17 protein-coding genes are annotated in these 22,364 nt (G+C 41.8%); 10 read left to right on the top strand and 7 right to left on the bottom strand.

Features of this window, described 5'->3' with window-relative positions; translation table 11 throughout:
* Nucleotides 1-135: 135 nt before the first annotated feature.
* From EKM81_RS06125 to EKM81_RS06115, 3 genes are all read right to left on the bottom strand, one after another.
* Complete coding sequence (locus tag EKM81_RS06125) at nt 136-765, bottom strand: WxL domain-containing protein (RefSeq protein WP_164509227.1); 630 nt, start codon at nt 763-765, stop codon at nt 136-138.
* A 906-nt stretch (nt 766-1,671) separates the two neighbouring features.
* Entirely contained in the window at nt 1,672-3,465 is a 1,794-nt protein-coding gene (locus tag EKM81_RS06120) for an ABC transporter ATP-binding protein (protein WP_125649872.1), read from the bottom strand.
* Nucleotides 3,446-5,203 (bottom strand): ABC transporter ATP-binding protein, encoded by a 1,758-nt coding sequence (locus EKM81_RS06115; RefSeq protein WP_125649869.1) that lies wholly within the window; start codon nt 5,201-5,203, stop codon nt 3,446-3,448. Before EKM81_RS06115 ends, EKM81_RS06120 begins: the two co-directional genes overlap by 20 nt.
* 598 nt (nt 5,204-5,801) lie before the next feature.
* Here EKM81_RS06115 and EKM81_RS06105 point away from each other — a divergent pair.
* The 6 genes from EKM81_RS06105 (at nt 5,802) to EKM81_RS06080 (ending at nt 12,250) form a co-directional block, all read left to right on the top strand.
* The gene (locus EKM81_RS06105) at nt 5,802-6,629 is read left to right on the top strand and encodes an AraC family transcriptional regulator (RefSeq protein ID WP_125649867.1); all 828 of its coding nucleotides are present in this window, start codon (nt 5,802-5,804) and stop codon (nt 6,627-6,629) included.
* A gap of 62 nt (nt 6,630-6,691) precedes the next feature.
* On the top strand, nt 6,692-7,447 hold the full coding sequence (locus EKM81_RS06100; RefSeq protein WP_125649864.1) for an NUDIX domain-containing protein: 756 nt from the start codon (nt 6,692-6,694) through the stop codon (nt 7,445-7,447).
* A gap of 240 nt (nt 7,448-7,687) precedes the next feature.
* A complete protein-coding gene (gene nadB / locus EKM81_RS06095; RefSeq protein WP_125649862.1) occupies nt 7,688-9,169 on the top strand; it encodes an L-aspartate oxidase in 1,482 nt (493 codons plus the stop codon).
* 2 nt (nt 9,170-9,171) lie between these two features.
* Nucleotides 9,172-10,008, top strand: a complete 837-nt coding sequence (gene nadC / locus EKM81_RS06090; protein WP_125649859.1) for a carboxylating nicotinate-nucleotide diphosphorylase — start codon at nt 9,172-9,174, stop codon at nt 10,006-10,008.
* On the top strand, nt 10,005-11,099 hold the full coding sequence (gene nadA, locus EKM81_RS06085) for a quinolinate synthase NadA (RefSeq protein ID WP_125649856.1): 1,095 nt from the start codon (nt 10,005-10,007) through the stop codon (nt 11,097-11,099). Before nadC ends, nadA begins: the two co-directional genes overlap by 4 nt.
* Nucleotides 11,100-11,152: 53 nt before the next feature.
* Nucleotides 11,153-12,250 (top strand): cysteine desulfurase family protein, encoded by a 1,098-nt coding sequence (locus tag EKM81_RS06080; RefSeq protein ID WP_057822824.1) that lies wholly within the window; start codon nt 11,153-11,155, stop codon nt 12,248-12,250.
* Between the two features lie 599 nt (nt 12,251-12,849).
* On the opposite strand, the gene EKM81_RS11175 is transcribed toward EKM81_RS06080, so the two are convergent.
* Nucleotides 12,850-13,074, bottom strand: a complete 225-nt coding sequence (locus EKM81_RS11175; protein ID WP_164509226.1) for a hypothetical protein — start codon at nt 13,072-13,074, stop codon at nt 12,850-12,852.
* 284 nt (nt 13,075-13,358) lie between these two features.
* Here EKM81_RS11175 and EKM81_RS06075 point away from each other — a divergent pair, with 284 nt between their 5' ends.
* The 4 genes from EKM81_RS06075 to EKM81_RS11580 all read left to right on the top strand — a co-directional run bounded on the left by EKM81_RS06075 (nt 13,359) and on the right by EKM81_RS11580 (nt 19,485).
* On the top strand, nt 13,359-13,925 hold the full coding sequence (locus tag EKM81_RS06075; RefSeq protein ID WP_125649853.1) for a TetR/AcrR family transcriptional regulator: 567 nt from the start codon (nt 13,359-13,361) through the stop codon (nt 13,923-13,925).
* A 33-nt stretch (nt 13,926-13,958) separates the two neighbouring features.
* Entirely contained in the window at nt 13,959-16,502 is a 2,544-nt protein-coding gene (locus EKM81_RS06070; protein ID WP_125649850.1) for a YhgE/Pip domain-containing protein, read from the top strand.
* 177 nt (nt 16,503-16,679) lie between these two features.
* On the top strand, nt 16,680-17,627 hold the full coding sequence (locus EKM81_RS06065; protein WP_164509225.1) for a polysaccharide deacetylase family protein: 948 nt from the start codon (nt 16,680-16,682) through the stop codon (nt 17,625-17,627).
* Between the two features lie 496 nt (nt 17,628-18,123).
* Complete coding sequence (locus EKM81_RS11580) at nt 18,124-19,485, top strand: EndoS/ChiA family endoglycosidase (protein ID WP_125649844.1); 1,362 nt, start codon at nt 18,124-18,126, stop codon at nt 19,483-19,485.
* A gap of 260 nt (nt 19,486-19,745) precedes the next feature.
* Here the strand turns inward: EKM81_RS11580 and EKM81_RS06055 are convergent, their stop codons facing one another.
* From EKM81_RS06055 to EKM81_RS06045, 3 genes are all read right to left on the bottom strand, one after another.
* Nucleotides 19,746-20,222: a hypothetical protein gene (locus tag EKM81_RS06055; RefSeq protein ID WP_125649841.1), complete on the bottom strand. Its 477-nt coding sequence runs from the start codon at nt 20,220-20,222 to the stop codon at nt 19,746-19,748.
* Between the two features lie 402 nt (nt 20,223-20,624).
* Nucleotides 20,625-20,888, bottom strand: a complete 264-nt coding sequence (locus EKM81_RS06050) for a diacylglycerol kinase (RefSeq protein WP_125649838.1) — start codon at nt 20,886-20,888, stop codon at nt 20,625-20,627.
* A gap of 16 nt (nt 20,889-20,904) precedes the next feature.
* A complete protein-coding gene (locus EKM81_RS06045; protein WP_125649835.1) occupies nt 20,905-22,227 on the bottom strand; it encodes a PTS sugar transporter subunit IIC in 1,323 nt (440 codons plus the stop codon).
* Nucleotides 22,228-22,364: the final 137 nt, after the last annotated feature.

The following is a 22,364-nucleotide window of genomic DNA, read 5'->3' as shown; positions in this document are numbered from 1 at the left end:
TACCGGAATCATGCCGTAAAAGAAATTGCATAGAAACTTTAATTATTTGAACTGTCTACTTGACGCGGACCAGCGCCACTTCACGTTTTTAATTCACTTTTAAAATTAAATATTGATTAGTCTCAATAAAACACTTTATTTAGGTGTATTAGCAATAGTCCAAGTCAATGTCGAAGCGTAAGAATCAGCAGTTGCAGTTGATGGCACAGTTAAGTGTGCTTGAGTTTTAGTGTACGTGCTCGTGAATGTCCCAATGCCATTTCCTGCTGTCGCATCAAAAACCGGTGCCGCTGAACTATTAAGTTTTAATCCAGTGGAAGAAACACCATCCGTTTTGGTATCAACTGGGTCAGCATTAGCCACTGTACCAGCGTCCAAAGTTAGTTGTGCACCATTTAGAGTCTTTGACCCATCTGCATTTTTAAAATCACTTGCCGCAACGGTCACCGTCCAACCAGAAGTAAAACCTGGGTTAATTACCTTAATTGGATCAGTCGGATTGGTGTCGGCGTCATAAGTTTTCGTTGCACCAGTTAAAACTTGAGTTCCAAATTCAATTGTTGGTGCTGACTTTAAAATAATGCTACCAGTATCCCTAGGATTATCTGGATCAGTTGGATCGGTTGTTAAATTAATATTTGCTTTAGTCCCATCGGCAACTTCATTTGTTGTATCACCTGTAGCGGCCTGTGTAGCCGTAATTCCTGTTGAAAATGTGCTTAAAGCAAGTACAGCTAATAATGCCATTGTTTTATTTAATTTCATGTTTGAATCCCCCATTGTTTGTTTGAAGTGACAATTAATTACTCCCAATAATTGAACACCAAAGAACAGCGACCTGATTAACCTCCTTTTTATATCAGTAATTACTTATTCAATTATTTGTTTAGCAATAGAATAACACCATCAATAAGAAATTTCATCAAAAAAGAATCGTTTTTATGACTTTTTTGTGAATTGGGCCTTTTTATTTTTAGTTTCATAAACATTTGACTTTATTACCATTTATCAAGGAATTAATCGTGATTTTTTTAGTATATTTTATCGTCAAATAGTTTAATTAAATATTGTGTATTCTTTTATTTATTCACGAATACCATCACTATGATTCATCGGCCACACAATTTAAACCACTTTTGTCTGATCAATATTTTCAACAATCTACCTCTCCAAATGGTGCGCTGAATTAAACTATTCCTTTTAGCCAGGGACCCAGCAATTGGTGTCAATAGCAGCTGGGCTCCACTGCCTAAGAAGATTGTCAAATTGGCTTTGAATTAAACACCGTCTGTTTTTCCAAATAGTGGTAATCAGTTCTGTTAGTTTATCCTAGTGGTGGCTGGGCGATCGACAACTAGTTCTGTCAGCCCTGCCTTAGGATCGATTAAATCTAAAGTGAACCAAACTAACTCAAAACGCAGTGGAGGCCGCCGGGGTGCCAGCCGTGAAATTATCCTTGGCGCTTTAGCGTTTAGGATAAGGCTTGTATTGAAGATTGTTGCATAGCAATAAGCTTCAATCAATGCCCACCGCGTTCCGCACCCCGCCGGCCGCAACGGAGTTGTCCGCTATTCCGCCCCAAACCAACTTTAGATTTAATCATTATTAAGTCATCAAAAAACCACCTTTCATAACCCAACGAAAAGGTGGCTTCCAGTATATAGATAATTTTTATTCAGCTAATGGTTCCAATTTCAGCATCTCATATTGAGATTGATACAACTGGTAGTACAAACCATGATCATGCATCAATTCATCATGCGTGCCATGTTCCATAATCTTGCCGTTATCGACGTAGAAAATCTGGTCACAATTTTTAATTGTGGAAAGTCGATGGGCAATGATGAATGAAGTTCGGCCTTTAAGTAATGCCAATAAACCAGACTGTAATAATTCTTCGGTCTTGGTATCAATACTTGAAGTAGCTTCATCCAAAATTAAGATACGCGGATCAGCTAATAATACTCGGGCAAAAGCAACTAATTGCCGCTGTCCCGCTGATAGAGTGCTACCTCGCTCTTCAACCGTCGTTTGATAACCATCCTTCAGTTCGCTAATAAAATCATCGGCACGAACAATTTTGGCGGCAGCGACGACTTCTTCATCCGTGGCATCAAGCTTACCATAACGAATGTTGTCCATAATCGTCCCGGAGAAAATGAACGTATCTTGCAGCATCACACCCATTTGTTTCCGTAGCGAACCTAGCGTAACGTCGCGGACATCGTGCTGATCAATCAAGACTTTACCTTCATTAACATCATAAAAGCGACTGAGCAGATTAATAATCGTGGTTTTCCCAGCGCCAGTTGGACCAACCAACGCCACTGACTGACCTTGATCCACATGGAAAGAAACATCCTTCAAAATATTCTTGCCCGGTTCATAACGGAAGTTAACATGGTCAAAAGTCACATTACCTTCAATTTGTGGCAAAGGTTTCGCATTAGGATGATCTTGAATCTTTGGCACTTCATCCATGGTTTCAAAAATCCGTTCCAAGTATGCGGTGGCCGTGATCAAGGAGTTGTAGAAGTTACCAATATTAATGACTGGGTTCCAGAAGTTATTAATATAACCAATGAAGGCAATCAAGGTACCGGTACTAACATCCACTCCAATTTGACGAATCCCGACGAAATAAATCAAACACATGGTCAGGACGGCAATGTTTTGGACCCCAGGCCACAATAGAAATTGGATTTTAACGGCGTGCATCCATGAAGAACGATAAGCTTCATTATCCTCTTCAAAGATTCGGAAGTTTTCTTTTTCCCGGGCAAATGATTGCGTAACCTTGATCCCAGAAATACTTTCATGGATGTAGGCATTCAAGTTAGACTGCTTATTACTGAGAATTTGGTAAGCCTTCCGTTGCCGATCTTGAATGAACCAGACCATTAAAATCAACACTGGAATCAAAATCAAACTGTACCAAGTCAATTTTGCATTAATGGCAAACATAAAAATCAAGGTGATAATTACGTTGAAAATATCAGAAATCAAGTTGACCAAACCATTACTTAGCAAGTCACTCAAGGTGTTAATGTAGTTAACTACCCGAATCAAAATTTTGCCATGCGGGCGACTGTCAAAATAAGAGAATGACAATTTCTGCAGATGTTGGAAGATATCCAAACGCATATCTTTCAGCACATCTTGACCTAATTCAGTAATCGCGTAAATTCGGTAACGTAAACACCAACCAATGAAGAATAGAGAAGCAGTGAAAAGACCACCCATAATCCAAAGATCGCGATAATTTTTCTGAGGAATAATGGTATCAATCGTTATTTTGGTAAAGTACGGGCCTAACATCCCGGCGACGTTCGCCAAAATAATCACGATTAAAATTAAATAAATTCGTTTCATGTAAGGCTTGAGGTATTGAGCTAGACGTTGATAGTCATGCCAATTAAATTGTTTGGTTAATTCCTCATCCTGATTAGACTGATTGCGGGCCAATTTGCTCCCCCTTTTCTAAACCTAACTGCTTCTGAAAAACATCATAATACTTGCCGTGCTGTGCCATTAATTGATCATGCGTCCCATGTTCAACCACATGGCCTTTTTCCATTAACATGATCAAGTCAGCTTCACGAACTGATGAAATCCGGTTAGCAATAATAAAGGTTGTTTTCTTAGTCGTCATTTTAGCTAATTCTTGCTGAATCTTTGTTTCAGTTTCCATATCAACGGCCGAAGTAGTGTCATCCAAAATCAAAATTGACGGATCTTTTGCTAAAGCGCGGGCCAAAGAAATCCGTTGCTTCTGACCCCCGGACAAACCGACACCACGTTCACCAACGACGGTGTCATAACCATCAGGCATTTTCACGATGAAACTGTCAGCATCAGCAATCCGTGCCATTGACTGTACATATTGTTGATCCAGATTAGGTCGGCCGAAAGAAATATTGTCGGCAATTGTGTTTGAGAACAGGAACACGTCCTGCATGACCATCGAAATATTGTCGCGCAATTGCCGTATTGGGTAATCGCGGGCATTTTTATCATCAATCAACACTTCGCCACTAGTTGGATCATAGAAACGACCAATCAGGTTGACCAAAGTCGTTTTACCAGAGCCAGTTTCGCCAATAATACCAACAGTTTGCCCTGGCTCAGCGCTAAAATTAATATCTGTCAACACGGCATGTTCAGGATCATCTTCAAAGTGGAAACTAACATGATCAAAGACAACCTTGCCTTTAACCCGTAATTGATCTTGGGCGTTACGCACTTCAATTTTAGGCTTGGATGCTAACATTTGCCGAATCTTAACACAAGAAGCCAAGAAGCGTTCAACATCATTGATCAACCAACCACTCATCCGCATTGGCTGATTCAACATCCAGAGATAACCGTTGAAGACGACTAAATCACCTAAGGTCATCTCACCTTTAATAACCAAATAGCCCCCAAAAACTAAGGCAATTACGGATAAACTGTTGGCCACACCATCTTGCCAAGGTAGGAAACGTTTGGAAACATTGGCTGCATCCATGTTGCGTTGCTTATAGTCTTCATTGAAATGATTGAATTTTTGAATTTCGAAATCCTCGCGAACAAAAGCTTTAACCACCCGGTTACCGCTAATATTCTCTTCAACCATCGAGTTCAGCCGCGCGAAACTTTGCCGAATTTCAAAGAATACTGGATGTTGCGCTGACGCCATTTTCTGCGTCAAAATATAAATTAACGGGGTGACTGCGACCAATGCCAACGTCAATTTCCAATTGATCATGCTCATCACCACAATGGAAACGACAAAGTAAAAGACACACTCCAACACTTGGTAACTCACCCAAGAAACAAAGTGGCGAATCGCATCGGTATCCCCAGTCATTCGCGTCATAATATCCCCAACACGCGTATGATTAAAGAAATCAAAGTCCAACTCTTGTAGCTTACGATACATGTCTTCGCGCAGATCAAATAACGTATTTTGGCCGGTTTGTTCGAATAATAATTGGTAAATATAGCGGGTCACCGTCCGGACCAACGTCACAATAATCATGATCAACAGCAAAGGCACCAGTAAGCGTCCTTGATGATTGTCAATGACCTTATCGACAATTTGCCCCATCAAATATGGATTGACCAGAATCAAAGCGGTACTGATTAGAAAGAAAATAGTTGCAATCACTAATTTTTTGCGATTAGCTTTGACATACTGCCAAATCCACTGAAAGTTGTTCATTTGTAAGAAGCCTCCAATCTTCAAGTGTCTATTATGGCGGTTTTTAACTAGATTTAAATGGCAATTACTCGTAAAATGAATGTATTATCTTAACATTACCGAAATCGCTTTAGTCATGACTTTAGCAGTAATGAAAAGGAATACAGAATTGATTGGTTTTTCTGAAAATCAAACTTGATTTTGTGGTCTAAAACTAAAATAGTACCAAGACTTCCCCAGTTAGGGGTTGGTGGTGGCTGGGCGATTTAGAGATTGATTATCAAGTAGACTATCTTGGTTTTACTATTCAAATTTAATATCAGTCTGGGAGAGTTGATTAATTTTACAATAACAGCCTTAACCACTGGCAACGATGAAGGGCACTACCTCAACTCCAGACGTAATGGAGGGATCTTGTCGTCAGGCGCGAAATTATTGTTGGTGCTTTAGCACTTACAATAAGCCTCGAATTTGAGATTTTTCGTAGAAAAAGCTCAAATCGATGGCCGCACCGTTCCACGACAAGCAGCCCGCAATGGAGTCAGAACCAATTCCGCCCAAAACCTTTTCATTGACCAAGTTTCCATTTCTAACATTTAAGGAGTTCAAATATTTAATTATGAGTTATGCCGATGCCCGCACTTTTAATCCTGACGTTTTATACATGTTCGACACTTGGAACAAAGTCCAATCTGCCCACGAAATTCATAGTCACGATTTTCTAGAAATTAGTATTTTACTTGAGGGTCAATCCCACTATTTTGTTGACAATCATTGGACCGAAATTCACGCTGGTGAAATTTTACTTTTTAATCCTCAAGTGCGCCATGGTGAGTGCCAAAAAGTGGGCACTTATTCTCACCAACTGCATATCGGTATTAAGAATATTTCGTTGCATGGCTTGCCGCGGAATTTTTTGCCAACCAAAAAATCGCAATTGGAAATTGGTGAATATCAATATAAAATCATCGACAAAGCTTGGCAATTAGTTAGGGAGCTCGATCAACAAGACGATGGCTACCAATTGATCAGTAAGGGCATTATCATTGAGATTCTCGTATCCATTTTACGAGGGCTGACAATTCGGCAAGATAACTACATCAAGCCCTTCCTTTCTAAAACTGAGAAAAAGCAGAATCATCTCGTGGAAAACGTGATTTATTTTCTGGAGAATCACTACGCTGAAGATATTACTTTGGAAGAACTGGCGCAAGATAATTACGTCAGTCCTGCCTACCTCTCTCGAATTTTCAAAGAGGCAACTGACATGAGTCCCATTAATTATCTAATTCAAATTCGCTTGAAAAATGCCCATGCGCTGCTTAAAAATGAAGATACCACGGTAAAGGAAATTGCTTCCGCCGTAGGATACGACGATGCTTATCACTTCAGTAAGCTATTTAAGAAGTACTATGGCATTTCCCCTTCCCAAATCGAAGATAAATAGCTACTAACTTCGCGGATTGGTGCTTAATAAAATGACTTTAGGATTTAATTGGAGTGAAACTAATGGCGAATATTCTTGAACGTCCGTTAATTACCATTACAAACATTATTTGGAGTTTCAATCAAGCAACCCAACAAATTCAAGTGTTGCTGGTGAAGCGTGCGCATGATCCTTTTAAAAACAACTGGGCTTTGCCAGAGACCTTCATGCGTGCCAATGAAAGCGCCGACCATGCTGCCCTGCGTTTAATCAAGGAAAAAATTGGGCTAACTTTAGCAGAATTCCATACTGAACAATTAGCAACATTTACGAATCAACATCGGACAACTGGCGAACGGGCCTTGTCGTTAGCTTATATGACTTTTCTACCGGAAATGACGCCCTTACAAGCCGGTTATGGTGCACTTGATGTTCGCTGGTTTGCTTTCACACCGCTTGAAGCTGCTTACCAGCTGAGTAATCAGGACTGTTTATTCCAAACCACGACCACAACGGCTGATGAGTATTATCAAGATTTGCCCCAAACACCCAGTGACCAGCAGTTAGCGTTCGATCATCAGTGGATTCTTACCGTTGCTTGTCAGCGTATTTTAAATAAATTAGATTACCAACCGAATATTTTAATGATTTTGGGCCCCAGTTTTACTTTACGCGAGGCGCGGACCATTTATGCAGCTTTCCGGAAAACTTCATTGACAGCAATCGATAATTCTAATTTCAAGAAAACACACCAACATCTTTTCCTCGAAGCTGGTACCACTAGTCAATTGCGAGTCGGTCGGCCAGCTCGTTTGTATCGTCTAAAGCCCCAGAATTAACTGACAATAATTATTCTATTTTTTTCAAAAAACTAAACCGTGATGATAGCTTGTAATTACTTACCAGGTACGATATGATAGGTCTTGATTATTAAAAGTATTTTTTACTTTTTTAGCAACTTTGTTCAGATTTATTTTAGAAGCTGCTTAAATAAATTTAAGTACTTTTTACTTTAATAAAAAAATTTGTGCTGACAAAATCAAGCGTTTTGTTCAGAACACTAAAGAAGTGACTATTAAATGAAACGACGCGTATTAATTATCGGCGCTGGTTTAGCTGGGTGTTATTTAGCTACCCAATTACAAACTAGCTGCGACGTGATCATCATTACCAAAGGTACCCGCAATGATAGTGATTCCATGTTAGCCCAAGGAGGCATTGCAGCTGCTCTGGCCACTAATGATTCACCGGCACAACATGCTGAGGATACCTTAGCTGCTGGTCAGTATCATAATTCTTTAGCCGCTGTTGAGCAGCTAGTAACGACTGGTCCAAGTTTGATCAGCCAACTGATTAAGCAAGGCATGACCTTTGATCACCAAGCTAATGGGCAGTTGGACTTTGGGTTAGAAGGTGCCCATCGCCATCATCGTATTTTACATGCTAACGGCGATCAAACTGGTGCTGCTTTAACTAGTTTCGTCCAACAACAAGTGCAACAAATTCACTGGCTCACTCAAACAACCGTCCTCGAACTAATCGTCAAGGAACATCAGTGTTGCGGTGTGCTAGTACGACATTCAAATACACAGAAAACTGAAATTCTGCCAGCTGATGTAGTGGTTCTAGCAACTGGTGGTCTGGGCAATCTTTATCCTTATACGACGAATGATGCAACAGTTACTGGTGATGGCTTCGCCTTAGCACAACGCGCTCAGGTTGCGATAACTGACATGGCTTATGTGCAATTTCATCCCACACTATTAATGATCAACCACCATTGTGATGGCCTTATTACTGAAGCAATCCGTGGTGCTGGCGCGCATTTAGTTGACGAAAATAACCACCGCATTATGGCGACTTTTCCTCAGCAAGATTTAGCACCGCGTGATGTAGTAGCCCGCCAATTAACTGCTTGGCAAGCCCAGGGGCATCAACTATTCCTTGATATCAGTCCTGTCAGTAATTTTGAACAGCGTTTTATCGGCGTTACGGCTAATCTAGATCGCCGGCAAATCCCTTTTCGACAAACTCAACGAATTCCTGTCCAGCCTGGTGCACATTTCATGATGGGTGGCATTCGAACTGATTTAAATGGTCAAACTTCGCTACCAGGGCTTTTTGCCATTGGTGAAGTTGCTTGTAACGGGGTGCATGGTGCTAATCGCTTAGCCAGCAATTCATTATTGGATTGTTTAGTCAGTGCGGCTAAAGCTAGTCAAACGATTAAAGACGGTCCTAACTTATTACAGCCACTTAACTTGACGGCTTTGGCGTTACAGCCGCAAAGATCAGGTCCCATAACACAAGTATCCGTGCCAAGTTTAACGGAATTACAGAAGCGAGCTTGGCAGCAGTTAGGGATTGTTCGGCAGCCAGCAGCGCTTCATGATTTTCTAAACTGGTTAGCACCCTATCAGCTGAGTAAGTTGTGTCCAGCGCAATTAACTGATTCACAACTGACCGTCGTCAACCTCGGCCTCTGTGCACAATTAATTGCCAAGTCTGCTTTAGCAGAACCAACCAATCTCGGTGCCAATTATTTAGTAAGGGAGTCCTAAAGATGAATCCTTTTTTATTGCGCCAAGCTTTAACTATTTTTATTAATGAAGACATGGGCTTTGGTGATGCCAGTGCCAGCCTGTTTGGCGGCCAGCAAGTCCAAGGCCAATTCATTGCTAAAACTAGTGGTTATTTCTGTGGCCAGCAAATCCCTCAGACTTGTTACGACTTGCTTGGTAATGCTGACTACCAACCGTTATTACCTGATGGGGCCCCCGTCAAGCCTGGCACGATTTGCGGTCGCGCCACTGGTGACGCGGCCACCATTCTTGCTGGCGAACGCATTATTTTGAATTTGATGCAACGCTTGTCCGGCATTACGACAACAACTCAAGCGGCAGTCGCTCTCCTGGCTGACCCCACCATCAAAATTACTGACACGCGCAAAACTGCGCCAGGACTACGCTTATTCGACAAGTACGCCGTTCGTTGCGGTGGTGGGGTCAATCACCGCTTTGGTCTAGATCAGGGCCTAATGTTGAAGGACAACCACTTGGCTGCTGCTGGCGGTGTAAGCAAAGCGCTTAAATTGGCCCAAGCCACTGCTGGTCCTTTGTTACAAATTGAAGTAGAGGTTGAAACAAAAAACCAGTTACTGGCAGCAATTAAGCAACACGCACAAGTTATTATGTTTGATAATCAAAGCCCGGCCACAATCAAGGCCTGGCAGCAACTAGTGCCCGCTACCACAAGAACTGAGGCTTCTGGCGGTATTGATGCCACCAACCTGGCAAGCTATCGTCATTGCGGTGTGGATTTTATTTCTATGGGCAGTCTGACCAATGATGTTCGCCCGCTGGATCTAAGTTTTAACCTACTGGGAGTGACCAAGAAATGATTCTAACTGACTTAAAAGACAAACTGGCTTTTAATCGTTATTACGATGAACCTGCGGTGGCACAAGTTGCCCGAATCCAAAAAATCAAACAGCAATTTGGTGCAGATTTACTGATTGTTGCCCATCATTACCAGAAAGATGAAGTGATGCAATTTGCTGATGCCCGTGGTGACTCTTTGAAACTGGCGCAAATTGCTGCTGCCAACCAACAAGCTAAAACCATTGTTTTCTGCGGGGTGCATTTTATGGCAGAAACGGCGGATATTCTCACCAGTGACCAACAACAAGTCATCTTGCCTGATCCCATGGCTGGCTGTTCCATGGCAGATATGGCCAACTCGTTTCAGCTGACTCAGGCGTGGTCACTGCTAACCAGTCAATTTGATGATGACATTTTACCAATTACTTACGTGAATTCGACCGCTGCCATTAAATCGTTTGTTGGCGATCATGGGGGTGTGGTCGTCACTTCCAGCAATGCTAAAAAAATTGTCAGTTGGGCGTTACAGCGTGCAAAACGGCTGCTATTTTTACCAGATCAGCATTTAGGACGTAACACCGCGCTAGCTTTAGGTTTAACGCCAGCAAATATTGGCCTCTGGCAAGCCCGCGCTAATCGCTTGCAAGCCACCAACCCGGCCGCGTTGCGTGTCATTCTTTGGGACGGCTACTGCTCAGTCCATCAACAATTCAAGGTTGCACAAATAGCGGCTTTGCGCGCGCAATATCCCGAAATCAAAGTCATCGTCCATCCCGAATGTGCTCACGAAGTCGTCGCGGCGGCTGATGAAGTTGGTTCAACTGCTGCAATTATCGATTATGTTCAACAAGCTCCTCGTGGCGCCCGAATTGCGATTGGCACTGATAACAACCTGGTTGGTCGCCTGATTAAGCAGTATCCCGAGAAACAGCTGATGTTTCTCAACCCGTTCTCCTGTTCCTGTATTCTTATGAATCGGATTGATTTGCCACATTTAGCATGGGCGCTGGACCAATTAGCCAGTGGCCAACCAGGAAACGTGATTACCGTCAATCCCGAAATCGCCAGTGGTGCTAAAAAGGCCCTTGACCGAATGTTGTCCTTAAGCTAATTAACCCTAATTTCGAATCATAGTAGTTAAGTTGTCTTGAAAGAAGGCGTACAATGATTTATTTCGATCATGCTGCCACAACTAAAATGAGTTCGGCAGCTTTACAAGTTTATCAAGCAGTAGCCAGAAACTTTTTTGCTAATAGCGAAAGTCTCCATCAGGCCGGCAATGCTGCTGGTCAATTAATTCAAGAAGCACGCACCAAGTTGGCAGCTAGATTTCAGCTAAATCCAGAGGGGATTATTTTCACTAGCGGTGGTACTGCAGCTAATCAGCTTGGCATTGCGGCATTGGCTCAAGGCATGCGGCAGCGAGAAATTCTAGTAAGTCCCTTAGAACACGCCTCGGTTTATCAGATTTTGCCAAAATTAGCCCAACAGGAACACTACCAAATCAAAAAGTTGCCCGTTGATCAACAGGGCCAAGTGACCCCAGCAATACTGACAGCTGCCATCACCGAAAATACTGGTTTGATTGTCATTCAGGCCGTAAATCCAATTGTGGGCGTCCGGCAACCAATTGCCAGCTTACAAGCAGTGGCGGCAAATCGACAATTGCCTTTATTTGTTGACGCCGTGCAGGGAATCGGTAAAATACCATTGAACCTAAGCCAAGTCGCTGGTTTTAGTGCTAGTGCTCATAAATTTAATGGCCCTAAAAATAATGGTTTTCTTTATTTAGCACCAACTTATCCGACAACACCTGAATTTCAAAATGTTTTCCAACAGCAAGGATTCCTCCCCGGCACACTGGACACCCCCGGAATTATCAGTATGTTAACAGCGCTAACGGATAGTCTGGCCAACATGCCCCAGACATTGCAACAACTACAACTGCTGAGAAAGCGATTGTATCAAGGGCTGGCAACTAGCTGCCGTCGCATTGGCCGCGACAGTGATTATCCTGGAATCTGCGGTTTACTACTACCCCACTTAACTGGCCAAGAAGTAGCCACACGTCTTGGTCAGCAAGGGATTTGTTTATCAACAGTCAGTGCCTGTAGCATTAAGGACCCCCGCCCTGATCCTACTTTAACTGCTTTAGGATTGACCGCCGCCGAAAGTGAGCGCTACTTGCGCTTATCTTTTGGTCCAGAAAACACTTTGGCTGAGGTCGATCAAGTTGTAGCAGCACTAAATCAGTACTGTTGAGTCGGCCGACATTGATTGATGCCAATTACAGACCCAAGTTCAAAAGCACTAAAACCTAGTGAAGTTTTTGAAACTGAATTGGTTCTGACTGCATTCCGGGCTGCGGGTTGTGGAACGCGGCCGGGATTGATTTGAGCTTATTGCTACGCAACAATCTCAAATACAACCCTTTGTCTAACTGCTAAAGCAGTAAGACAAATTTGGCTACTACTCGCAAGCTCGTGCGCAAATAAAAACCATTGGCTGACAACCCGGTCCCTCCATTCCGTCTGGAGTTGAGTTAGTGATTTTCACTGTTGTTAGTGGTTAAGGCAGTGTTAGTAGGATTGATCAACTTAATTCACTCAGCAATAATAGTTGAATAGTTAGACAAAAAACGCCTGTATGATATCTTTCGGTTTTGTCTCGAAAGATTGTCACACAGGCTTTGTTGGTCACTGCAAGCTGGTTTTCTTACATTGGTGCTCAGTTCTGTTAGTTTTATCTGTTGGTTGCTGGGCGATTGGCGTCAGGTAAGGGGCTTTCTTTGCGTACGAGCGATTTTGCGAGAAGCAGTGAAATTATTCTTAACGGTTTACCGTTTAGAATAAGGCTTGTATTTAAGATTTTTCGTAGAAAAAGCTTAAATCGACGCCCACGCCGTTCCACGCCCTAAAAATCGCCCAGCAACCACCTCCACAAATTGAGGAAGACTTGGCACTATTTACGTTCCACAACCCGCCGGCCGCAACGGAGTTGTCTGTTATTTTGCCCCAAACTAACTTTAGATTTAATCCGCTAATTCCATCTAAAACTAAATTTAAATCAACAAACTTGACCGTCATCAAGTTGCTTATTTCTAAAAAAATATAAACTATTTTTATTGTCCATTAACACGCAAGCAAGAATTTTGCCAGCAAGTAGAGAGCGCTGTCATAATAATAACCACGGCACCTGTCTAGACCGCAATCATTGTAAGTTCTGATCATGATAAGAATTATTTTCGTTTGCGAACGTTTAGCAGGTAAAAAACTACAAGTTGTAGGTTGACTAATGATAGTTGTTGTAATATAATTTCTCAACGTAGTCAGAAAGTGGCACATGGGATTTGAAGGTGGGTGATAACAATATGGGTAAACAGCACGATCTAAGTAAAGAGAAAATTATGGCCACAGCTCAAGAAATCATCGGCAATCAAGGCTTTCCCCAACTAACTTTTGGTAGTTTGGCTAAGGCGTTGGATGTCCGTTCACAGTCGCTCTATAACTATTATGCGAATGTTGATGCCGTGATTGAAGATATTGGGACTAACTTTATGAAGACCTTGTATTTGAAAATGGCCGAGAGTTTAACTGGCATTTCTGGCAAAGAAGCTTTGCGTGGCTATGCCGATATCGCTCATGCTTATTTCGAATCAAAGGGTCAATTAGTTCAGCTGATTTATTACGTCCATCGTTATCCCGAGGATAGTCCTTTCGTTTTGGAAACTGGCCGTGTTTTAAACCTGTTACGTCGGGTGACACAACACATCAAGCTCAAGAAGATGACCAATGATGCTTACGAAGAAGCTTTCATTAGCAGTGTTCTAGGCTATACAGTTTTGGAAATTATGGGCTTTTTGACCAAGGTTCAAGCCAAGCAACAACAATCGTTCCAGCAATTGGTCGATTTATATTTAGGCGAAGTTTTAGATTAAAGTAATTAGTAATTGAGGGAAGTGTTAGGTTTTATGATTAAGGACGAATTCGGTTTTATTAAGAAAAACAAACTTATTTTGTTATCTGTTTTGGTTATTATGATTATCCCGTTCCTATATTCGATTTTCTTCTTAAAATCAGTTTGGGATCCTTATGGTGATACACAAGATCTGCCAGTTGCAGTTGTTAACGAAGATAAGGCCGTTACTTATAACGGTACTTCAATGAATGTCGGTCAACAAACCGTCGATAAACTAAAGAAAAACAAACAATTAGGTTGGAAATTCGTCAGTGCTAAGAAAGCCGCTGATGGCTTGAAGAGCAACGAATATTACACCGTTGTCACGATTCCTAAGGATTTTTCTAAGAATGCAGCTACTGTCTTAAGTTCTCATCCTAAGAAAATGCAATTGACTTACAAGACCAACGATTCATTGAACTACTTAAGTCAAGTTATCTCCGGAATCGGGGTTGACACATTAGATAAAGAAATTCGTGCTAATGTGACTAACGCTTATGCCAGCGCTTTGTTCGAACAAGTAAAAGTCGTTGGTAAAGGTATGAAGACTGCTGGTAAAGGTGCGACTCAAATCAATAATGGTTTAGTTACCTTGGATGATGGGATCAACACTTATACTGTCGGCGTTTCAACAGTTCATGATGGTATCCAAACGATGAGCTTAAAGGTTAGCCCACTATCAAGTGGTGTGCAACAATTAACCACTGGTGCCAACCAGTTGAGCAGTGGCGTTAGTACTTATGTTGCCGGGACTAACCAAGTTGCTTCTGGGATCAGTACTTTGAACGGTTCTGTCGGCACCTTGCAAAGTGGTGTTAGCACTTATACTGGTCGCGTTTCCCAATTGGCTGCAGGAATTAATAAGATGAGTACTCAAGCGGGTGCCTTACCAGACGGAGTGCAGCAACTAGTTGATGGTAGTAAAAAATTGAGTGACAATTTACCAACTTATACTGCTGGATTCAATCAAATTGCGGGTGCCATTGATAAACTTGCTCCAGGAGCACAAGCCGTGCCAACCAACGTTGCAAAAGTTGCTAAGGCTGGTACCGAGATTTCTGGTGGTATCGCTCAGATTAAAGCAGGAATCAATCAATCAACTTCCGATGCACAAAGTAAGGTTGACAGCTTTACTAAACACGCCCAAGATGCGGGCACAGCTCTTGCAACATCAGGACTTGATAAAAATTCTTCTGAATATCTTGCTTTAGCAACAAATATTAGTGGAATGTCAACGGATTTCCAGGATATCATGACTGATCAAAGTAATAGCTCTAAAGTATTGCTGAGTTATCTAGATGAATTAGATGCTGGCGCCAAAAAATTAACAACAGATTCAAACGCGCAGATGACTAGTGCGCAACTGCTTGCTGGTACATTAGCTAAGCTCAACTCAACTATCAAAGAGAATAAGATGGTTGCCGGCGGAAATGCTATGGCTACTGGATCACAAGATTTATACGCTGGCCTTACTAAATTAAACACTAACGTACCTGCTCTTCTTGATGGCGTTAGCCAACTTCAATCAGGTGCCAACCAATTAACTGCTAACAACGCTTCATTAAACAACGGTACGGCACAATTAGTTTCTGGTGTTAGTCAATTAAATGCTGGTGGTCAGCAATTAGCTGCTAATGGTAGTGCGTTAACTAGTGGTGCTAGCCAAGTTGCTGGTGGTTTGACAACCATGAACAGTCAATTACCTGCCTTAACTAGTGGTGTCCAACAATTACTTGATGGGACGACGCAGTTAACTGATAACAACAAGGAATTAACTGGTGGTGCTAGCAAGCTTAAGGGCGGTTCTAAGACGTTAGCGAAATCATTAGTTAGTGGTGCTAAAGAAGTTAACGGCATCAAATTAACTAGTGCGACTGCTGATATGTTTGCTGCTCCTACTAAGACAAAGCACACTTATTACAGTAAAGTAACCAATTATGGTCATGCTTTAGCTCCTTACGTCTTGTCATTAGCATTGTATGTCGGTGCTTTGGTCTTCAACTTTGCTTATCCAATTCGTAAAGTTTCTCGTCGCGATGGCACACCAACACAATGGTTCTTCAGTAAGATTACTATTGGTGCGATTGTTGCCACTGGGATGGCTGTTGTAGAAGCAACCTTGATCATGGTCGGCGGTTTGCATGTTGAACATGTGGCCCTCTTCTACTTCATCGCTTGGTTGTTCGCGATGACCTCGATGTATCTCGTCATGTTCTTGTCAATGTGGCTGGATAACCCAGGTCGTTTCATCGCCATGGTACTCTTGATGTTGCAATTAGGTGGTTCTGGTGGTACCTTCCCAATGGAAATTACCAACCACTTCTACAATGTCATTCATCCATTCTTACCAATGACGCATTCAATCCTTGGTTTCCGTCAGGCAATTACTAGTGGGATTGCTAGTGGTACTGTTGGTTATGGTATCTTCTACATGATTCTTGTTGCCGTAATTTTCTTAGGCTTACTCTGGTTAGTCATGCATCGTTTGCAAAAGAAGGGACTTATGGGTATCTCCCAATTAGACGACAATCAAAAATTACAAGCTGTTGAAAAATAGTTTTTAAACGAAAACGACCTCACAAAATGAGGTCGTTTTTTTGCAGCTCGCTTTTGACTAAAAAATAGAGCTTTATTAACTTGTCTAAATTAGTTAAACTGAAAGTAACATCGAGGGAGAGGAACCAAAAAATTGAAGAAATCTAGACTACTACTAATACTCAGTCTTAGCACTTTAATGATTCTGAGCGGTTGCCAGTCACCGAAAAAGCCAACCGTCCAAGGATCAGCTAATGTGAGCTCGACCACTAGTACGCAAAAATCCAAAAAAACAACGGCAACAACTAGTAGTGAGTCCAGTTCAGGCAACAGCGCAACTAGTAGCAGTCAGGCAACAGCTGCTAGCAGTTCCAGCACTGATGTTGATGCGCAAACCCAAGACAATTCACCAACAAACGTTACTGAAAATCGCGCGGCTACCAATCATATTGTCAGTGCGGATAGTTATGCTTATTCAGCCGCCGAGGTGCAAACGGCGATGACTGGCCAACCCACAACGATTACCCAACCGACTGTTTTCTTAACGTTCGATGATGGCGTTAATCAAACGATGACGCCGCGAGTTCTGCAAACCCTAGCTGAACAACAAGTCCACGCCACCTTCTTCGTAGTTGGCAACACGCTGACCAACGCTGCCAATCAGAATATGCTGCAGCAGGAGTATCAGGCTGGTCACGGAATTGCCGTTCATAGCTATGATCATAATTACAACCTGCTCTATCCTAATCGCGTTGCTAACGCCGCCGCAATCGTTCGAGAGTATCAACAAACTAATACGCTCATGACCCAGATTCTCGGCAATGACTTCACGACAAAAGTTTGGCGGTATCCTGGTGGTCACATGTCTTGGCGGAATCTGGCACCAGCTGACGCCCAACTCAAACAATTAGGTGTTACTTGGATGGATTGGAATGGCGCCGTTGGTGATGCGCTCGGTAATAGCGGCCCTAAGACAGTCGCGGCAATGTTACAATATCACGCTAACTCGCTGACTGCTTTTCCTACTAGCCCAGTTAAGGTCATCTTGATGCACGATGCAATTGATAAAGAGTTAACGCTGCAAGCACTACCTGAAGTAATCACCTATTATAAGACTCATGGTTATCAGTTTGGCATTTTGTCATAAATAACAAACTAAGTCGACTCAAAAAGCTCGTGTCACAATCGCTAGTTTTACCTAGACAGATTGTGACACGAGTTTTTTAGTTAACGGTACTTTGATTTACCAGCCAATCTTTTTTGGTCGGCGACTTAATCTTGGCAGATAGTCAGCGCAACTAGGACCTAACTGCACGCTAACTTTCTTATCTTTGGTATGAACCAATTTTGATTAAGCAACCTGTTAATCTTGTTCCGATAACAAATAAAAGCCGTTTTAGCATCTAGACCAAAACCAGTTAAGTTGGTCTATCATTTCTATACTTTGTTCATGCAACCAATCGTTATAACACCGTTGTAACTGCGTAAATGACTGGTAATATTGACAATGTACTTTTTCACCAAATAATTAAATACCTTTAAAAATTTCATTGTTTCTTGCTGAATTACCCGTTAGACTATAGGCGATTGATAGCGGTTACAGACTGCTGATCACAACTAATTTCATCTAGGGGGAACCAAACATGAAGAAAAAAGGGTTACTCGGCCTAATTGCTTTCTGCGGGCTGTTAGGGTTATTAATGGGCAAGCCACAAACTGTCCATGGGCAAACAACTGCGCCACAACAGGTCAACAAGAATTTCATGGTCTACTATCGTGCCTGGCGTGACAAAACGATGCAAGGTGTGAACACTAGCATCACTGATCCCAACTGGTTGACCATGGACGATATTCCTTATGGGGTTAATATCGTTAACGTGTTTAGCTATGTGCCTAAGGAACAAGAAGAGCTTGCCAAACCATACTTTGATAAACTTAAGGGTGAGTATGCTGATAATTTACATGCTCGTGGTGTGAAGTTGGTTCGTGGATTTGACTATAGTAAATTACTACAGATTGAATACGCTGGCGATTTCCCGACTGACGCTGAATTTGATGCCTACGCTCAAGCGTTGATTGAAGAATTAATGACACCTTGGAAGCTTGATGGTTTGGATATTGACATGGAGTCACAGCCAACCGCCGCGCAAGTTAAAATCTCCGATGGTGTTATCAAGGCGCTCTCAAAATATATCGGTCCTAAAGCCAATAATGGTACGCTTTTCTTATATGACAGCAACGCTTCTTATATGGCACCATTTGAAAATGTTGTTGATCTTTTTGACAAGGATGAAGGAAACTATGTAGTTCTCTTCGTACAAGATGACCCTACTGTAGCGGATGTTGTCATTACCAATATTGATTTCAGTACGATAAAAACTCACACTTACGAAATTGATCTTGTTGCTAATGATAATGCTGAATTAGATTTCACGACCACACCACGATTAGTTGGGCAGGATGCCGATGAAATGAATCTTCCAGACTCTTATTCTGGAAATCCGCTACAAATTAATTTCACTAGCGGAGAAATTACTGCTAAGGCGCATGACATTGATTATGGTGTCCAGAATTATTCTCAAGTTGGGATACCCATCACGGGAACGGTCACCTCTGATAATGGCACTGATGCCTTACTTGAGATTCAGGATCATCGCCGTGATAAACCTGCTATTCAAGTTTTATTGTCGCAGGTGACAAGTTTTTCTTCTGGTAACCAAATTTTGCATGCGCAATTTCGTTACGATAACGACGATCAGGAAGCGGTGATTTCTGAGCAACCCATTAGTATTCTCACCGTCGCTACTGGCCAGACAGTGCCCTCAATTCCTGGTAAAAATCTTAAACTCTACATTTATAACGGTGCGATTGACTACGGTCAATATACGACTGTTCTAAATTGGGATATTGTTCAAGCACCACAAAAAAACCACTTCTGGGCAGGAAGTGGTTTTTTAATTCATTTTAAAGGGAGGAGTAAAATGAAGAAAACTAGCAATTTTTAGGGTATTTAGGTTTTGTTAGAAAAGTCATCGTGTCAGCGACCAACCGCGTGGGCACACGTTCAATCGACTTCTGTTGAAGCAGCCTGACGATTAACTTTCTATACTTAATACTATAACTTCTGTCTATGAACTAATCGTGTCGCAAAAATGGCGCTTTAAAGAATTAAATGTGACGAAATTGTGAAGTTTGCTAATTTTAATGACCGTGAGCCAGCAATAATGCCAGTCCAATTCCCACCGGTAACATTTACTAGTCAGCTTCACTTATCACCCACCAGCCAGTGTGGGCGATTAATATCAGTGAATTTAACCGAGGCGCTTAGGAAAAATGCTGACAAGGCCAAACTCAGCAAATAGAACAATTCAGCGACGATTAACTTCATAATAACATTGTCAGTATACGGCGGTAACACAGGAATTAGCAGGCACAACAACGCTACAGGCAAACACAAATCAATCATTCGTGTGCGAAAAACAATCACCATTAAAACCAGCATATAAATGACGCCCACAGCTAGCAAAATCAATACTAATGGATCTTTAATATGCAGCGGATCACCACGTAGTTGATACTCACCAATTCTCGTGGGATCAAACTTCAAGTTATCAGCCAAGCTTAAATCAGGACCACTGCTGACAATATGCGAATTATCACGCACGAAAATTATCGTTGCCACAATCAAGACCAGTGCATGAACAAGTGGTAGCCACAAGATAACCAGCTTACGTTTCATCATTACCGCTCCTCGGGTACACCGCTGCCGAAACCATCTGATAAGTGAAGTTTAATCTCAATCATTTAACACCGTCAAGTAATATCGCTCGTTAGTCAATAGCTAACAGAGAACGTTTATTTTTGTAATTATTGATGCCAAAAGTGCGGCGACCTCACAACTTGGTCTGAATCGTGCTCGGGGCGATAGACTGCTAGGCCTAATTTAAATAACTGCCCGATCGGTTTCACCGCTCAGGCAGTTATTTGAAATTACGCTACGCAGTCTGACCATCGCCCCGAGCAACTATAAAAAAGAGGCCTGCAGTTGGAGTCTGCAGGTCTCATTGGGTTAGTTGACAAAAGTTTCCACTCTTTTGTCACTACATAGGTTGGATGATTGATGTGAATCTGTATCACTAAAACTTTAAATTTTAGACTTTACGAACCAATCGTGTTGTTCAATCATAAAGTTCAGCGCAAAAACTGCGCAAAAGACATAGAGTACACCGAGAACAATATTATTCATGTTTGGGAAGATCGACTTAGGAATAATAATCACTAAGAAGGAAGCAACCGCCCAAATCCAACGATTAATTTTGATCCCTTTACCTTTCAGCCACGCGAGTAATCGGTTGCTGGCATAAAACAATATGATAAAAGCGACAAAAACAATTAGCCAATAAAGCATGATACACCTCGTTTAATTATGCGTTCGTAGTAGCAACGTCAGCGGCGCCATCTTTAGTATCGTCACCATTTTGTTCCACGTCAAGCATATGTTTGTCGTATGCTTTAACGAATGGGAAGTAAATGATTGTCGCAACAGCTAAGTTGACTAAGATCAAGATGATCATCCGCCAATCGTTACCAGCTGATAAGTAACCACCAATTGGTGCTGGTAAAGTCCAAGCTTGTAATGAAGTGAAGCCATTGACTAAACCAAGTTTAACGGCAAAGTAACTAATAGTTGTTAAGACTAATGGGACAACGTTGAATGGAATGAACATGTATGGGTTTAACATCATTGGCGCACCGAAAATCATTGGTTCGTTAATGTTGAAAATCCCAGGAACGATTGAGAACCGGCCGACTTCTTTTAAGAATTTCGACTTGCAGACAATCAAGAACAATGCGGCAACAACAACGGTTGCACCGGCACCACCAATAGTAACTGTCCATTGGTAGAATTGTTCTGGTGCGATATAAGGTAATTTAGTAGCAGCAGTACCTGAAGCTAATGCCTTGGCATTGTCGTCTAACATGATCAACCAAATAGGACGAACAACAGAACCGACAATACTCATACCATGGATACCAAATGACCATAAGATATGAATCAATAACATTGGTAACAAAGCACCTAATAAGTTATTCCCTAAGATGTTCGTTAATGGGTGGAATAAGTCGAGTAACAATGAGTTAACATCGATTTTAGCCACGTCACGGATCAACCAGAACAAGGTCATGATAACGGCGGATGGAATCAAGGCCTCGAAACTACGAGCAACTGCAGGGGGAACTTGGTCAGGCATTTTAATCGTGATGTTATGTGACTGGAAGAAACGATAAATTTCAACGGCCACGATCATTGATAAAATACCAGTAAACATACCAGAAGCACCTAATGAGCTCATTGGTAAAACATAACCCATTGGGGCTTTCTTTGGTGTCAAAATATTAGTTGGCATTTGTAACATGAAGAATGCACCTAATGAAAGGATACCACCAGTTACACCATCTAATTTGTAAGACTTCGCCAAATCAGAACCCATTACGAAAGTTGCGTAGATTGCCATCAAACCTAAAGTAACCCGGTATGGCATAACAATCATTTCGGTATATGGTGCTAATGCTGCCTTCCAAGCTGGAATAGGCAAGTTAACGAAGACCATGAAGAAAGTACCGATTAAAATTAGTGACAATGTGGAAACAACACCATTACGAATGGCTAATAAATGACGTTGGTTCCCGATTTTTGCCATTGGTGGGACAAGTTTGTCTTCGACCCACTTCATAAACTTATTCATGGAAAAATCACTCCTCCTAAAAAATGTTAATAAATAATAGCTAAAAAAATAATAACCTTTGAAGTTTGTATCCGCCTTCAAAAGTTATTATAGCACCATGAAATTATATTTCAATATATTCCGTGAAAAATATTTAA

Source organism: Lapidilactobacillus gannanensis (assembly GCF_003946675.1).
Taxonomy (GTDB): Bacteria; Bacillota; Bacilli; order Lactobacillales; family Lactobacillaceae; genus Lapidilactobacillus; species Lapidilactobacillus gannanensis.
The sequence above is the reverse complement of the archived record's forward strand: the minus strand, read 5'-3'. Positions and strand labels throughout refer to the sequence as shown.

What these genes read in the sequence shown, in the direction of transcription:
- EKM81_RS06125 (WP_164509227.1), bottom strand. Translation starts at nt 765, where the DNA reads ATGAAATTAAATAAAACAATGGCATTATTAGCTGTACTTGCTTTAAGC.
- EKM81_RS06115 (WP_125649869.1), bottom strand. Translation starts at nt 5,203, where the DNA reads ATGAACAACTTTCAGTGGATTTGGCAGTATGTCAAAGCTAATCGCAAA.
- EKM81_RS06105 (WP_125649867.1), top strand. Translation starts at nt 5,802, where the DNA reads ATGAGTTATGCCGATGCCCGCACTTTTAATCCTGACGTTTTATACATG.
- EKM81_RS06100 (WP_125649864.1), top strand. Translation starts at nt 6,692, where the DNA reads ATGGCGAATATTCTTGAACGTCCGTTAATTACCATTACAAACATTATT.
- nadB (WP_125649862.1), top strand. Translation starts at nt 7,688, where the DNA reads ATGAAACGACGCGTATTAATTATCGGCGCTGGTTTAGCTGGGTGTTAT.
- nadC (WP_125649859.1), top strand. Translation starts at nt 9,172, where the DNA reads ATGAATCCTTTTTTATTGCGCCAAGCTTTAACTATTTTTATTAATGAA.
- nadA (WP_125649856.1), top strand. Translation starts at nt 10,005, where the DNA reads ATGATTCTAACTGACTTAAAAGACAAACTGGCTTTTAATCGTTATTAC.
- EKM81_RS06080 (WP_057822824.1), top strand. Translation starts at nt 11,153, where the DNA reads ATGATTTATTTCGATCATGCTGCCACAACTAAAATGAGTTCGGCAGCT.
- EKM81_RS11175 (WP_164509226.1), bottom strand. Translation starts at nt 13,074, where the DNA reads ATGACGGTCAAGTTTGTTGATTTAAATTTAGTTTTAGATGGAATTAGC.
- EKM81_RS06075 (WP_125649853.1), top strand. Translation starts at nt 13,359, where the DNA reads ATGGGTAAACAGCACGATCTAAGTAAAGAGAAAATTATGGCCACAGCT.
- EKM81_RS06070 (WP_125649850.1), top strand. Translation starts at nt 13,959, where the DNA reads ATGATTAAGGACGAATTCGGTTTTATTAAGAAAAACAAACTTATTTTG.
- EKM81_RS06065 (WP_164509225.1), top strand. Translation starts at nt 16,680, where the DNA reads ATGATTCTGAGCGGTTGCCAGTCACCGAAAAAGCCAACCGTCCAAGGA.
- EKM81_RS11580 (WP_125649844.1), top strand. Translation starts at nt 18,124, where the DNA reads ATGAAGAAAAAAGGGTTACTCGGCCTAATTGCTTTCTGCGGGCTGTTA.
- EKM81_RS06055 (WP_125649841.1), bottom strand. Translation starts at nt 20,222, where the DNA reads ATGATGAAACGTAAGCTGGTTATCTTGTGGCTACCACTTGTTCATGCA.
- EKM81_RS06050 (WP_125649838.1), bottom strand. Translation starts at nt 20,888, where the DNA reads ATGCTTTATTGGCTAATTGTTTTTGTCGCTTTTATCATATTGTTTTAT.
- EKM81_RS06045 (WP_125649835.1), bottom strand. Translation starts at nt 22,227, where the DNA reads ATGAATAAGTTTATGAAGTGGGTCGAAGACAAACTTGTCCCACCAATG.